10 protein-coding genes are annotated in these 16087 nt (G+C 39.6%); 8 read left to right on the top strand and 2 right to left on the bottom strand.

The features are described from left to right. Positions 1–72 precede the first annotated feature (72 nt). Positions 73–3996: a PAS domain S-box protein gene (locus FCR06_RS12490; RefSeq protein ID WP_223280119.1), complete on the bottom strand. Its 3924-nt coding sequence runs from the start codon at positions 3994–3996 to the stop codon at positions 73–75. Between the two features lie 2144 nt (positions 3997–6140). Here FCR06_RS12490 and FCR06_RS12485 point away from each other — a divergent pair. The 4 genes from FCR06_RS12485 (at position 6141) to FCR06_RS12470 (ending at position 11501) form a co-directional block, all read left to right on the top strand. After that, the gene (locus FCR06_RS12485) at positions 6141–6968 is read left to right on the top strand and encodes a squalene/phytoene synthase family protein (RefSeq protein ID WP_138500056.1); all 828 of its coding nucleotides are present in this window, start codon (positions 6141–6143) and stop codon (positions 6966–6968) included. Between the two features lie 853 nt (positions 6969–7821). After that, a complete protein-coding gene (locus tag FCR06_RS34770; RefSeq protein WP_138500371.1) occupies positions 7822–8058 on the top strand; it encodes a glycosyltransferase in 237 nt (78 codons plus the stop codon). A gap of 519 nt (positions 8059–8577) precedes the next feature. After that, positions 8578–10185, top strand: a complete 1608-nt coding sequence (locus FCR06_RS12475; RefSeq protein ID WP_138500054.1) for a serine/threonine-protein kinase — start codon at positions 8578–8580, stop codon at positions 10183–10185. 602 nt (positions 10186–10787) lie between these two features. Beyond that, positions 10788–11501 (top strand): FHA domain-containing protein, encoded by a 714-nt coding sequence (locus FCR06_RS12470; RefSeq protein WP_138500052.1) that lies wholly within the window; start codon positions 10788–10790, stop codon positions 11499–11501. A 70-nt stretch (positions 11502–11571) separates the two neighbouring features. Here the strand turns inward: FCR06_RS12470 and recA are convergent, their stop codons facing one another. Next, complete coding sequence (gene recA / locus FCR06_RS12465) at positions 11572–12645, bottom strand: recombinase RecA (protein WP_138500050.1); 1074 nt, start codon at positions 12643–12645, stop codon at positions 11572–11574. Positions 12646–13101: 456 nt separating this feature from the next. Here recA and FCR06_RS12460 point away from each other — a divergent pair, with 456 nt between their 5' ends. The 4 genes from FCR06_RS12460 to xseA all read left to right on the top strand — a co-directional run bounded on the left by FCR06_RS12460 (position 13102) and on the right by xseA (position 16069). Beyond that, positions 13102–13635: a hypothetical protein gene (locus tag FCR06_RS12460; protein ID WP_138500048.1), complete on the top strand. Its 534-nt coding sequence runs from the start codon at positions 13102–13104 to the stop codon at positions 13633–13635. 12 nt (positions 13636–13647) lie between these two features. Beyond that, positions 13648–14052, top strand: coding sequence for a hypothetical protein (locus FCR06_RS32575; RefSeq protein ID WP_189523402.1), 405 nt, complete (start codon positions 13648–13650; stop codon positions 14050–14052). 22 nt (positions 14053–14074) lie between these two features. Next, entirely contained in the window at positions 14075–14527 is a 453-nt protein-coding gene (locus FCR06_RS12450) for an HNH endonuclease (RefSeq protein ID WP_138500046.1), read from the top strand. A 309-nt stretch (positions 14528–14836) separates the two neighbouring features. Beyond that, positions 14837–16069: an exodeoxyribonuclease VII large subunit gene (xseA, locus tag FCR06_RS12445; protein WP_138500044.1), complete on the top strand. Its 1233-nt coding sequence runs from the start codon at positions 14837–14839 to the stop codon at positions 16067–16069. Positions 16070–16087 lie beyond the last annotated feature (18 nt).

The raw sequence follows: 16087 nt of genomic DNA, 5'->3' as shown, positions 1-16087 counted from the left end.
CATAAAGAAACGGTATTAAAACTCATGCATGAAAAAGGAATATCCCCCACACCCCACACCCTACACCCTTTTTCAAGTCAGGGAGGGACTTTTTAAAAGTGGTAGTTTGACTGTAAATGTCGTGCCTTGTTGTTCGCCAAGGCTATCTGCACAAACGGTACCGCCATGTAATTCTACTATATGACGCACGATCGCTAATCCTAGTCCTAATCCCCCATAGGTTCTGGTGCTAGAACTATCAGCTTGACGAAAACGTTCAAAAACATAAGGCAGAAAATCAGCACTGATGCCAATCCCTGTGTCAATTACTTGAATTTGGGCATATTTGTCGGTTGTCTGTTGTTTTTCTTGACCATTGACTACTGACAATTGCACCTCAACCCGTCCTCCTGGAGGTGTGAATTTGATGGCATTGGATAGTAAATTCCAGATAATCTGCTGCAAGCGATCAAAATCACCGGAAACTGAAAATTTTGAATCTTCGCTTTTGAAACTGCCTTTTGAGTGTTGAGTACTTGGGGATTGTGCTTGGAGATTTTCGGTTTCTGGTGAGAGAATCACGGAAAATCTCAAATCGATTTCTTTAGATTGGGCGGCTAAGCTAACAGTTTCTAGGCTCGACTCAATCAGTGGCACTAAATTACAAGTACGGACATTAAGGTGTAATTTGCCTCTGTTCATCCGCGATATATCTAGCAAATCTTCAATTAGCTGAGTTTGCGCCTTAGCGTTGCGCTCAATTGTCTCCATACCTTTAGCGATTTGGGTTTCGCTGAGCTTGCTGCGTTGCAACAGTTGTGCCCAACCAAGGATAGCATTCAGGGGCGATCGCAATTCGTGGGACAATATGCCCAGAAACTCATCTTTCATCCGGTTAGCTTGTTGCAACTGCTCTGTTTGCTGCTGCAAAGATCCAATTAAACTAGCTCTCTCCATAGCGATCGCAATTTGGTCGCATACTGCTTGCATCATCCCCTTTTGATTCTCAGTGAAACTTAGCCGAGTCCGGCTGCCAAACGAAAGAGTACCTAACAGCCGTCCCTGTGCGATTAATGGGTAACAATAATAAGCACTAATGCCTAAAGAACAAATCAATTCTGTTTTCGAGTCAGTTGATTGCTGCACATTCTCTACAGCTATTGGGTGGCATTGCTGGGCTACAGTACCGCAAACTGCTTGACCAAATGCCAACCACTGAATTTTATCTGCCAGTTCTGGGGAAATGCCACCGTAAGACTTTAACTGCATTACCTCAGAGTTATTCTCAATCAAGTAGTTGAAGTAAACATCTAAACCAATTTGCTCCGAGAGTTTTCGGAAGACACTATCGATTAGTTCTACTGGTTGCTGGCTCGATAGCAGCTCGTTAGCTGTCTCAAAAAGTATTTTTAGCCTCTGGTAACCCAAGGAAAGCGCTTTTTCTGCCTGCTTGAGGTTGCTAATATCTTGGAACATCAAAATACAAATAGCTGCATGGCCGTGCATCGCAGGCAAGGTATCGGCAAATATCAACACAGAGCGCACGCCACAGCTAGTATGCCAGTCTACCTCTAACCCATCCAAACGTTCGCCAAGAGCTACCCGCACTCCTGGCATTTGCTCATTGGGAATGCGATTCCCCACAGCATCGGTATAGTGATAAGCTGTATGATATTCTGCTGCTGGTACACCTTTAGGAAACTCACCCCCTGCTAATTCCTCAGCAGAGCGATTGGCAAAAGTTACCCGTGCTGTTCCTGGTTCGATAAACAACAGCGGTCTGGGCATCAGATTTAACACATCTTCCAGCCATTTTTGCTGATTCCTGAGTACTTCTTCTGCTTGCTTGCGTTCTGTAATATCCAAAAATGCCCCAACGCATCCTCTAGTCTTCCCTTCCTCGTCAAACAAAGGTGCAACGTACTCCAACAGCTTGACTATTTTTCCGTTTTCATGGATGACATCAAGTTCAACATCCAGAACTTCAACACCATGAGCGGCAGAGTACTGCATGGGAAGTTCTTCTGTTAACAGTTCCTTTCCTTGGGAGTAAATTCTAAAGTTTGTGGGTTTTTCATCAAAGGCAGCGCTCAGGGAAGCATTTGTATCTGACGATATGCCTAACTGCTTAGCAAAAGCAGGGTTAACCTTGATATTTTGGCATTTTGGATCTTCGGCAATGCCGATACCAATGGGAATTACCTCTAACAAAGTTTGTAATTCAGTAATCCGACGCTGTAAATCCTTGTTTAGTTGTAAAATTTGTTCTTTGGCCTGTTTTTGCTCGCTGATGTTGCGAGTCACAGTCGCCAGAGCAATTGCTTGACCTGTGTTGTTGTCTGTAACAGTAAAGATATTGTAATCTACTGGTATCGCTTGGCCTGTTTGCAGATGTCGGAAGCGGAATTCTCCTTGCCAGCGCCCTTGTGATAATACAGTCGGCAGTATGTACTGTTGAAAATAGTCTTTGTCTTCGGGCATGACATAATCTAATACTGCTTTTTGCTTTACCTCTTCAAGGCTTGCAAGCCCTACTAACTTTTGACCTGCATCATTTATATAAAGTATTTGTCCTTCAAGGGTGGCGATACCAATAAAATCAGAGCTATTTTCTACTAAAGATACTAATTTTTGTTGCTCTGCTTGTGCTTGCTTGCGTTCGCTCAAATCCAAAATAAACGCTACTGACTCTTCGCGTTTTTCTCCTAACAGCACATAACCAATTAAAATCGGGATTCGGCTACCATCTTTGCGAATGTATTCTTTCTGGTACGGTGTACAAGTACCTTTGGAGTTTCCCTTTGCTTCGATGATACCTTGTTGGTCTAAATATCGATGCTCTGGAAGTGTGATCTCTCTCCAACTTAATCCGCCTGCTAACAAATCTTCTTGCGTGTAACCAATTATCCGGAGATATTCGTCATTTGCCCGATGGATACCGCCGTACACGTCGGCAAACGCAATGCCGATAACGTTAGCATCTACGAAACTTGCCAGTTTATCTTCGTAGGCTCTAAGTGCTTGTAGTGCGTGTAAGTGTAGCCCATCGGAGATATCGCGCTGAGCGCTCAAGTGTTCAATAACTCTCGCACTTTGCCAAATCAAAACAGTAAAAATTACAATTAGGACAATGGCAAATACTGATACTGCAAAAGCTAGATCGTATTGTCCAGCGCGGTGACCTTCAACAATTACCCACCCCACTAAAAAAGGTACTGCGATCGCCGCAATCAACAAACGTCGCGCAAGTAAACCGCCGTAGCTATCATTTGTAACTACTTTCATTAAACCCTGTTGGGCCTGCGCCCACAAAATGCCTATACTTAGTAAATTGAACAACAGCGCTGTCTCTAACCCCATTGATGTTGTATGAGGAGCAATGCCATAAAGAACTTTGACTTTGTAGGCATAACCTATAAGCACCTGAAAGGAAATAAAAGTAGTTATTAAAGCGATAATTTGGGCATACCAATAACTGCGGTGATTTTGCTCGTTGAGAAACTGTAAAGCTACGCTAACCAGTATAAAGTTGAGTACCGTGTTCACTCCCATTCGCCCCGGATGTGATATCGCTAAACTCCTACGGGAGTCAAGAAATAGCAACTCATCAATCCCAAAATTCCAGTCGAACAGATATTCACACAGAGTGAGTGCAGCAATTGTGGTAACTGCTATTGCACAAACCCTAGAAAGCACAAGAATACGGGAGTAGCGGGAATTTTTAATTGTTCTTTGTTGCCCTACTTGTTTTCCTCCATCTTCCTTTTTGCTTGTTCTCCCTCCTGTTAAGAAAAGCCATAGCGACATACCAGACAGCACAAAGCACAGCGCTGTGTTGAATTTCATTGTGCCCAGACTACCAGGGAAACCGCGCTTGAGAACTTCAATTTCAAGCCACCAGCCAGTTAGAACCAAGCTGCCAACCAAAACAGGGATTGCACTTGCAATTTTTGCCACAAGTGAATTTGGAGGAATTTTAAATATCTCTTGCACTCGCAAGCGGTTAACTTTTAACATTGAGTAATCTCTAACCGCATCTATCTAGCGTAATAAAGTACCGTATTTCTTACGGGTTAATCATTTCTATTCATTGTATTTTATGCTACCCCTTTAGTAGCCTTTCATCTACCCCTATGCATATTTTTCATTGCACAATTTACATTAATAAATAAATGGTGCTTCAAAAATTGACCTTTGTGAGGATTTCCCAATTGCAAAGGATGTCATTAATTATGGTATTAGAAGCACTGCTCCTCAACACTACAAACTTTATAATCATTTCAGATAGTGGGGGTGTCGAGAGTTAAGGACTAACGCAATCTATAAATTAACGATAATCTGTGTTACCAGCTTAGTCCTTTTGGCGCTTTTTATACTCTGATTTATTCGCTTGCTTTGCTTAGATGTATCCCATAGTAGTCTAAAGTCAAGCTCGTGCTACTTCGGTGCGTTGCGTCAGAATCTTCTGGAGTCTGTTGCGGCGGTTGTAGATCCGAAGGTGGAAGACAGAGGTATCTGTTAGCGCAGCTAGCTATGTTCGACCCAGCGCAAATTCATCAGCCTTACTCCGAAGGAGAAGCAAGCTATAAGAATTAGAATTTTAACTTTACAGAATAATATTGCTAAACTATAAACTATAATTCACTTTATGAAAAAGCTCAATATATATATAAGATTATCCGCTAAAATATTATATATTTTATTATTTATCAGTAATAGTTTTATTTTAATTATTACTTATCTAGACTTATTTATAAAAAATCAATTAGGATTGAGACTTACAAAAATATCTAAACGACTCTGGTAAAGCAATAATACGACTAATTATATTTAGATGAGAACCGCAAAAGTTTCATAAGAATCCGCGCTTACAGAAAATATTTATGCAGATGTGTGCGTTGTTGGTGGTGTGATAGCGGGGATGTGAAGTGTTTATATTTTACTTTAATCCGCCAAGGTAGTCTGTAGTCGTGCTGGATGATAGTTTGATTGGTGGGGATCAAACAGCACAGACAACAGCATACTTGTCTAATGTACTAACTTTTTGTTACTAATAATTAGAGTAAATACACGGTGAGAGGTCAAAAGTTGTTGACCAAAGTCATACAACAGCAATCAAGTTAATACTATAGAGGCGATCGCTACCTAAGATAATATTAACTGCGATTTTGAGCTACTTGATGGCTATCTGTTTCCCTAAGAGTTTAAATCACTTGATGAAATTCAGCACGAGTTAGATAGAAGCTGCACGCAGGTATACTCTTAATTAACTTGATTTTGAAGCAAAAAATACCTGGGCACAGATTTATGACTGATTACATGTGACAATTGGACGAGTAGGTAATTTTAGATCAAAGAAGTTCAACCTTGCTACCCAGTATTTAAATGACTGACCCTAACAGATGTTGATTCTGTGGAAAAATTCGCTCCTAGTACGGGTGCAGTTATGCGGTGTGGTTAGACAAAATTCGCAGCTTTCTGAGACGAAAACGCCACACTCCAGGAATATTCGGCAATCTGTACTCACCTCAACTCTATCGTCGCCTGAAATTCCTCACAAAGTCGAGTGGGCTACTTGCCTGGTTTTTATTATTAACCAAGTGGATACACAGGAACTTCTTGTTCTAGGTTATAGTCACTAATGACTCTTCCCAATCAGCGATCGCTGCGTTATGTTTCCAAAACTCACTTACTTTTATTTTTGGCAAGCTGTTCTTCACATCTACAGATGTATACAGTTAGTGTTACCCCTTCTCAGTTTTTACTCAATTGTCTCTATAGATACAAAAATTCTAGCCAATTAGTCGTATTAACGCATATTTAGAGCAATTTTAAATTCCGATAATGAATCTACGTTATTGGAGAAATTTGGCTAATACAAATCAAATATTAACATAATTGAGAATATTTGCCTGAAAAACTTATTCAAGCTAGATAGCAGTACACTTCACGCTTTTTTGCATCCGAAAACCTATATACTAGACTAGACTTTGATGAATTTGAGGCTTTGTTAATTGCAATACCAAAAACTATTAATTTTTAGATGAAATAGTAGCGTATCTTATAGTCTATAGTTTTTAAGGTTTAGTCAAAACTATATCCAGTATTATCAAAAAATTGCAAACTTCATGTGGTGTAATAATCAAGCGGGGAGTGAAAATATGAATTTACGTACAGATGCATTGCAAATCCTCAAAGAAACTAGCCGAACTTTTTATATTCCAATTAGCCTTTTGCCACCAGGATTACAAGAAGCAGTAGCATCAGCGTATTTGTGTATGCGCGCCATTGATGAAATTGAAGATCATCCACAATTAGATAACGTTACTAAAACGAAGCTGTTACGCACAATTAGCCTGACACTACAGGCAGGAGTTGATGGCTTCCCTGTAGATGCTTTCTTTGCAGGATTTAGTGGGTATGAAAATTCTTTAGAAGAAGTTACTCTTAGGATTAGAGAATGGTCACTACTAGCACCGGAAACTATTGCACCTCGAATTTGGGATGCAACTGCTGCAATGGCAGACCGAATGGGTTACTGGGCAGAAAGAAACTGGAAAATTTATACAGAATCTGATTTAGATCGTTATACGTTTGGGGTTGCAGGTGCAGTAGGATTGTTGCTTTCTGATTTGTGGACTTGGTACGATGGAACACAAACTAACCGTACTCAAGCAATTGGCTTCGGTCGTGGCTTACAAGCCGTGAACATCCTGCGTAACCATACTGAAGATTTGAGGCGTGGAGTAGACTTTTTTCCACAAGGTTGGAGTGCAGCAAATATGCAAGAGTATGCACGGCGCAATTTGATGCTGGCAGAAAGTTATACCAAAGGTCTGCCTAACGGCCCAGCTTTAGACTTTTGCCAAATTCCGTTAACCTTGGCTAATGGCACTCTTGACGCCCTTGCTAATGGTAAAGAAAAACTTAGTCGCAGTGATGTATTTGCACTTCTCGAACAACTAATTGGTGTGAACGATTCACGATAAATTAAAGTTTTTGAGGTTTTGTCAAGAGTCAGTACAAAGGAATTCACTTATGCTAGCAAACTGGTTACAGTATGTCTTCTATCTCAAAGCAATACCGACCAAAAAAATTGAGAAATCTTGACCATAATTGACCGGAATATTCGGTCAACAAGAATTTTTTTGGGGAAAGTTACTAAAATTTCTTAATAATTCAGAGTCCACAGTTTTCTAAGCAAAGCCGGAGATTCCGAAGCTTCAGTCATAATTAAGAATGCTTTGATACCCAAAGTGAATTTTTAAGAAAATTAAGAAGTTATAGCACGCTTGATTTTCCAAATATTTTGGATTATGGCGACTGACACCTTTATTTTGACAAAATTTCGCCAATGGGTTTTGTTGCTTTCCAATACAGTTATTTAAATACGTGTTTCATGAGTTGCTGCCACAGATATTGTGAAGACGATACAAAAAAAGCCTTAAATCTTTGAATTGCTCGCCTTTTTTCTTTCCCTTGACAAATCCTACTTTACTCTAGGTTTTTTATGAGTTTCGAAGTACGACTGGTGACTTTGCCCTGCGTCGAACAGAACTGCACTAACGCTCTTTTTTGCCGCCCTTCGGGTTGTAGGTACCCAAACAAAACGGTCGCAAGAGAAGCTAGCAGATTCCGAGGCAAGGCGCTGAGGTAGCAGCTACACAAACAAACTAATAAATAAAAAATCCTACTGTTCATAGTCAACAGCCAAGGGAATAATTTATTTCTTAGAGTTCCCTAAACACCTAGCAACTAGCTCAACTTTTTCCCAAATCCAAAATAGAATTACCTGGTGCATCGTTTTGGTTACTCTATAGATAAGGTGGCTTTAATAATGTCATTTTTGCTGATAGTGATATCTGCGTCAATCCCAATTACCTTAATACCCTCACAGAACCTCTTTGCAAGTCGTCCGTAAGTGTCATAACTTGTAGTTATCTAGACTACACTCCCAAAGTCTTCAGAGCAGCCTTAGGGTCTTTGGGACGAAGTATAGACTTCATTTCCAGTGTATTGGCGATCGTAATCTGCGATTTGCGATCGGTCCAACTATTGCCACCCGTAAATCTGTGCTAGCAGACATCGGTGGAGCTCAAAATTCAAATAATATTAACCTTGGGGTCATACAAGTGTGTAAAATACCTATGCAAATGAAGCACAAATAAAAATTCTTAACGCTCCTCTGGTGCAAAGTTCAGGCAGTCTGTTGGCTCTTTTCTCCGCTTAAAGGAACGCCGTTGAGCTACTGCTCGACTTTTTGCTACGATGGGCTACGCCTACGCACCCCTAAAATATGGAAGCAACTTTAAGTTCCACAAGCAAACTGGTAACAACGTCTCCTGCGACAAAAGCCTACGCAGGCTTTGTTTCTTAGCCATTGGGTATTAATCAGGAATATTACATAGAATTAGTTAATTATAAAAGTATAATCAATCATGTTGTTATAAACATGCTTTTACGTAATATCATGTAAACTTTAAAAACTCTTCAAAGGATTTCCAGCAAAAATTACCTGGTAAGAGTTAATTAAGATCTAAATAATTGAAAGAGAGTATTAAACTCCCTATGATTCTTCGTGCAGCGAGTTGACAGTGCATGAGCTACTGCTTAAATCCTACCTGTCGCAATCCAGAAAATTTGGTAAATAGCCAAAGGTGTCAGTCTTGTGGCTCGCCACTACTGTTGCGCGATCGCTATCAGGTAGTCAAGCCATTAGGCCAGGGTGGCTTTGGAGCAACCTTCTTAGCCCAGGATCAAGTCTTACCAGGAGAACCAAGTTGCGTAATCAAGCAACTACGTCCCTCTGGAAATACGCCACATGTTTTACAGATGGCTAGAGAACTTTTTGAACGAGAAGCCAAAACTTTAGGTAAGATTGGCAATCATCCCCAAGTACCACGATTGCTAGACTATTTTGAAGAGCATGAACAATTCTACTTAGTTCAAGAATACATCAGTGGTGATACTTTGCAGGAGGAGGTCAAACTTAACGGCGTTTTAAGCGAGACTGGAGTCAAGCAATTCTTGAGCGAGATTTTGCCATTACTGCAATACATTCACGAGCAAAAGGTAATTCACCGAGATATTAAGCCAGCTAATTTAATTCGCCGTACTCAAGATGCCAGAATGGTACTCATCGATTTTGGCGCTGTCAAAAATCAAGTTACCCAAGGTGCAGCAAGTCAATCGGGACAGACAGTATTAACTGCATATGCTATAGGTACTCCTGGTTTTGCACCTCCAGAACAAATGGCCATGCGTCCAGTCTACGCCAGTGATATCTACGCATTAGGGGTGACATGTATTTATTTGCTAACTAGCAAAACTCCTAAAGATTTAGATTACAACCCGACAACTGGTGAGATGATGTGGGAGCAGCTTGTGCAAGTGAGTGACCACTTGACCAATGTATTGCGGAAAATGTTAGAAGTATCAGTACGTAATCGCTATCAGTCAGCTGCAGAAGTTCTTAGAGGCTTAGAAATAGAACCGTACTTAGAAAGCTTAGCACAGGGATTGCTGGTTAAATCTCCTGATTCTGAAGTTAAAGCACGAACACGCAACCATATAGAAGATTCTGCTGCTTTATGCAGCAACCCTTCTGCGGCACTTACGAGTGCAGGAGTGGCACAGGTAGCAGCAGCAATTCGCGCCAGACGAGCCAAGGCTGCTGAAGCTGCCGGATTGCACCACGCTTCTGGAATGGGCAAATCAACAACTTTAGTAAACAGCAACAGTAATAATTCTCAAATTCAAAATTCTAAAGTTGAGCGCAAGTTAGATACCCAAAGTTTACTAACAGCCTATATGAAAGGGAGACGGGATTTTGCTCTACACAATTTAAGTTTGCTCAACCTGCAAGGTGCTGACTTATCACAAACAAATTTCCATTCTGCTCAATTACAAAAAACTAATCTCCAGGGAGCTAATTTGCACGACAGTGACTTTGGCAGAGCTAGCCTCACTCGAGCAAATCTTAAAGATGCTAATTTGAGCAAAGCATACTTTAACCATACCGATCTCGAAGGGGCAGATCTGCGAGGCGCAGACCTCAGCTATGCTCATCTTACCAATGCCAATCTCCGGGGAGCTAATTTGTGTGGTGCTAATCTCACCAATGCTAAAATTTCTGATGAACAACTAGCATTAGCAAAAACAAATTGGATGACTGTGCGCCCGAATGGGAAACGAGGCTTATTGTAATTTGATAGTTCGCGTTTGTACAGAAGTTAAAGACTTCTAAATAAAAATTAATTTGTTTGAGACTAGATAATTTGCAGAAGTAATGGTTTGACGAGAAACCTTGCTATGCAACCTCTCTCGTTAATAAAGGGAACAAGGGGTTTTCTCTTCTTTGATAAAATTAAATTTCGACAAACAATTTTTAAGCTAACGGTATTTTCTGATTAGTGGTAAAACTCTTATCAGAAAGTTTCTCAGTTTTACTTAAAAATGAGATTTTTTGTGCTATTGATAATAGGAGTTTTTAAAACTAGTATTACTTAGTAAAAATACGCAGATAAATTACAAAAATTATTAAATATTTACAATTATATTTATTACAAATAACAAATGATTATTTACAATAAAAAATAAACTATTACACAATTTATTATAAAGGTTGTCATAATTATTATGGCTATAAACAACAGGGAATTTCATACCTAAAATTTGTCAAATTGAACCCTCCTAGCAAGCTAGTCAACTTCTTAGATGGCGGGGAAACCGAAAAAGCAATTATCCCTGATTGTAGGCTGAAGCAGAATATTCAAAACCGAAATCAGGTAGTATAAGGTTTATATATAATGGCTGACTTTGCACAAACAGAAATAGAACGGAAATTAACTTTATATCAGGTTTTCATCAAGTTGTATGAACACAATAGCAGCCTTCTAGATGAGATTCTTCAACTAGAAAACCTATATTATCCCTCGTTAAAGACGCTGAAAGCATCTTATGTGCATGGGGTAGTGGATACTACTGCTGTTTATTTAATGACTAACTTATGCGATAATCAGACGCAAAGTTTACAACAATCACAGCGGATCTGGACGATAGGTCGCAATCGCAGTAGTGGTATTTGCATTGCTGATAGTTATATGTCTCGTCGGCACGCTGCAATTCAACATATTGACGAGCAAGGCTTCTACTTGATTGATTTTAATAGTACTAATGGTTCGTTTGTGAATGACCAACGAACTCTTGAACCGATCAAACTCAAAGATGGCGATCGCATTCGTTTAGGTAGTCTGACTTTTAATTTTTTTGTAGAGCATAAGTCCCGCATTCTGCCAACTGTAGCAATGGAGTTGCTAATGCAGCTGATGCATCGCAAGAGTGATAGTAAAGCAGAAATACTTACTTATCCTGGTGACAAACCAAATAATAATTTAGAAATTTCAAGAAATTTTGGATTAGCTGATCAAATTGACCATTGCTATGACGACTTTAGCTCAGAACACAAATCAGAAATTTTAGACCGTTTTTTTAGCAGACAAAACCCGTACAATCCCAGCTAAAAAATTGAAAATCAAATAGTAAAAAAGGTGCGTTAACTGTCTTGATAACGCACCTTACCATTAAAATTCCTTATTCTTCTAATTCAACATCCTCTTCTTCTTCATCCTCATTGGACTTTGATACAGAGTTAGCAGAAACAACAGCACCTTTATCTAGCTTTTCCCGTACCAGTTGCTTAATTTGGTCAGCAAATTCTGGCTTTTCTTCTAGATACTTAATGGCATTGTCTCGTCCTTGTGAGATGTTATCGCCGTTGTAGCTGTACCAAGCTCCTTTACGGATAATGATGCCAGTTTCTTCTGCTAGATCCACCAGACAACCCAAGATAGAAACACCTTTACCAAAAATAATGTCAAATTCCGCGATTCTGAAAGGCGGTGCTACTTTATTTTTGGCAACTTTTACTTTGACGCGGTTACCAAATTCATCTGTACCTTTTTTCAAAGTTTGAATCCGGCGAATATCCAAGCGCACGGAAGCGTAAAACTTCAATGCATTACCTCCAGTTGTGGTTTCTGGACTTCCGTAAGTAACACCGATTTTTTGCCGCAACTGGTTAATGAAAATAACTGTGCAGCCTGATTTACCAATATTACCAGTGATTTTACGTAAGGCTTGGCTCATCAACCTCGCTTGAAGACCAACGTGAGCATCACCCATATCGCCTTCAATTTCAGCGCGGGGAACTAATGCTGCTACCGAGTCAATAACTACAATATCAACCGCAGCAGAACGAACCAGCTGATCGACAATTTCCAAAGCGGCTTCTCCTGTATCAGGTTGAGAAACCAGCAAATTTTCAATATCTACACCCAATGCCGCAGCGTAGGTTGGGTCAAGGGCATGTTCAGCATCAACAAATGCAGCAATGCCACCTTCTTTTTGCACTTCCGCGAGCGCATGTAACGCTACTGTGGTTTTACCGGAACTTTCCGGACCATAAATCTCAATTACCCGTCCTTTGGGTAAACCGCCTCCCAATGCCAAATCCAAGGTCAACGCTCCACTGGAAATTGTTTCCACCCGCATCCGGGTAGCATCCCCCAAGCGCATGATTGCTCCTTTTCCAAAGCTGCGCTCAATCTGGTTGAGTACTATATTTAACGCTTTTTGCTTGCCAGAAGTATCGGTGTTGATAGCCATTAGAGCCTCTAAGTATATGGATTTTTAGGAGTCTGGGTTTAGAGTTTGAGTAGAACAGATATACTATTTTAAACCAGAAAATTCTGGAATAGGACTTCTCAAATTAAAAAAGGTGTGACAAGATCGTAACTTGATCGCTACCTGATTAAGGTAGTCCTGCACAATAATACCAACTTGCATTCAGAGATTGCTTCCTTTGGGTGAGTGAGTCAGGGATTTTCAAAGAAATTATTTTAAACAACTAAATGGCTTTATCGACTGTATATAGCTTAGGCTGCTTTGTCTTGAAGAGAAAAGCCTAGTTACTATTAAGGCGCGACCGTTCGTCAAATCACCATCACCCCGGACATTGATAAGTTTAGTAAAGTTAGCATTATAGTTAAATCCAGCCTGTTGGCATTAAAATTGCGTACTGATAAACTGGTAAGATAATTTACATAGTCTATATTGAGAAACGTGAATAAGTCACAAAGTATTAAGCTGCTTGAAAGTGAGGGATGGACAAAAGCAGATGCTATACGTGCATTAGAAGTAATTGACTTTAGTACCAATCCTGATGAGATTACCATTCGCAGGGCTATTTCGCCTTTTGCTGGTTCTGAGTTAATTAAGCGTCAGCGTCTTCAAGCTGCTCATAAAGGTTTAGTAACAAAGAAAAGCAATGAAATAGAGAGAAATAATCAGGAATATACTGCCAAAGTCGAGCAACTGAAGAAATATCAAAAACAACAAAATGAAAAATATGAAACTGATATTAAAAGTTTAACTGACACAAACAGAGTGTTAGAAATGAAAATGAATAAGATAACTGCTCAAAATAAGGAGCTAATACAAGTAAACGAGCAATTAAAAAAAGACAATAAAGTATTAAAAAACTTAATAGACGAAATTAGACTAAAATTAGCTATTAATACTAAAAAACTTCTTCAGTATGAAGATAGTGAAATTCGTCAAGCTTTAATTATTATGTTTAAATCAACACTAGGCTAAATAACTGGATTTATGACTAACAAAAAAAGAAATTTTCAAGGAATGAGTTATCGTGATGTTCAACGTGCTAACTCCAATAAGCGAACTCAGCTTGATAAAGAAGACCAAATTTGGCTAAAAGAAAATTATTACAAAAATATTGGCTGGAATCATATTATTAGTCTTTATGAAAAACTAGAAGAGTTTTTATTAACTAAATATTTGTATAGAGAATTAACACTTGAGGAATTATTTTTAGAGGCAGATAGAATTGGAAATAAATATCTCACACCTCAAGAAATACAAAACTTTAATCAAACCTTATCTATAGAAGTCAATGATATTGCAGAAGAAATCGATAATCAATTTTCCGATGCAGAAATAGAATTTATTGATTTTACTAAAAAAACTAGTAAAAGATATTGGAATAAAATCTAAAAATTTTAACTTTCGGAAAAATATGGTGAATTTCCAAGATAAAGAACTGAAAGAATTGTTTGCTCTGGCAAATCAAATCGGTAATAAGCGATATCACAGACTAACTTCAGAAGATTTTGAAAATTATAGAAAATTCGATTACTGGCGCTATATCAATGGTGATTATGAATGTGGAACAACTCAAGAAAGTAAAGATTGGGTCAAAAAAAATTCAAACTGGTATTGTCCAATTTGTGGGCATCACTACTCTGATAAAGGTGGTAAGACGATAGATCACAAACTACCTCGGTCACAATATCCCTGGTTATCAATAGAATTCAATAATTTATGGGTCATTTGCCAGATTTGTAACCGAGAAAAGAGTGAGATGCATTGGTACGAGTATGAACACTATATATTTGTTCGCTATCCTAATCTTTATCTTTCTGTAAAAACTGCACGTCCTAGCTCGTTGCTCCAGAGTTTAAAAGATTAAAAAAAGTAATGTAATCGCCTACTTTTTTGCACTCTTTACGAAATATAACGGCGATCGCATTCAATCTCTTTTAGCAATCAATCTAAAAAATCAGATATATTAAGTTGATAGCAAACCAAGGTAAGTCCTAACAATGATATTCACAATATCCCAGTATTTATCAGATGAATTAGCTAAACAAGGCTGGCAAACTGAAATTGTCATTCACCTGACTGGTAGTATTGATTACGTTCAAATTCGTTAATACATACCTGTCAATTAACGTTGTTTGCTAAGATTTGATTAAGCTTTTGCTGCCAGGCATCTTTGATGACTTTTGACCTTCCCGACTCTCTGATTCTCGATACGGCACTTTCCGTATCTGGATTAACTGACTATATCCGCTTGTTATTAGAGCAAGATGAACAATTGCGGCAAGTTTGGGTAACTGGAGAAGTTTCCAGTGCTAACCACCATCGCAGTGGGTTATTTTTCACGCTGCAAGATACAGATGGCACCGCTGGAATTAAGTGTGTGGTATGGAATAGCCAATTGCCAAAACTCGCTCAGATACCCGTTCCTGGCGAGCAGATAATTATTTTGGGCAGTATTCGCGTGTATCCGCAACGGGGAGAGTATCAGTTATCGGTTTGGCAGACTTTACCTGCTGGTGTTGGTTTACAAGCGCTACGCTATCAACAACTAAAAAATCGCTTGCTGGCTGAGGGATTATTCGATCCACAAAGAAAGCGATCGCTCCCCATTCACCCCCAAACGATCGCTGTTGTCACTTCACCAACTGCGGCGGCTTGGGGTGATATTAAAAAAACTCTCAAGCAAAGGTATCCAGGTTTACACGTTTTATTTTCTCCAGCTACAGTACAAGGGGAGCAAGCACCAGAATCCATTGTCAAAGCAATTGAGCGAGTTGATTGGGATGGTCGCGCCGAAGTGCTAATTTTATCACGTGGTGGTGGTGCGGTTGAGGAATTGGCTTGCTTTAATGATGAACGAGTAGTACGAGCTGTTGTTAGTTGTTCGATTCCTGTAATTACTGGCATTGGTCATCAACGAGATGAATCTTTGGTAGATTTAGTTGCAGATGTATGTGTGCATACGCCAACGGCAGCGGCGGAAACAGTTGTACCCGCAATTGCAGAGTTGTATGCTGAGCATCGGCAGCGAGTTATAGCTTTGCATGAAGTCATGCATGATTCCTGGGAAGCTGCTGAAAATAAATTGCAAGCATTGCGAAACCGTTTGCAACGTTTGCGGTTAGAAAGGCTCGTGCAGCAAGAGGTGCGTAATCTTAGCTGGAAGCATCAGCAATTGGTGCAAGTCACGCTGGGGCGATCGCAGCAAGCAAAGCAGCATTTAGAATTGTTGCGGCAAAAGTTGGCAACTCTTGACCCGAAAGCTGTGTTGCAGCGTGGTTATGCGGTGGTGAGACAGGATAATGGTGCGATCGCTCGTGCTGCGGCTGAGTTAGAAGTGGGGCAAGATTTATCGATTCAATTGGGACAGGGTGAGGTTAAAGTGAAAGTTACAGAAGTAAAAAAGTAGTTTAGACATATAGCGACT

This window comes from Nostoc sp. PA-18-2419 (assembly GCF_005869855.1).
GTDB lineage: Bacteria > Cyanobacteriota > Cyanobacteriia > Cyanobacteriales > Nostocaceae > Nostoc.
Note: the sequence above shows the minus strand (reverse complement) of the source record. Positions and strands in the feature narration are given on the sequence as shown.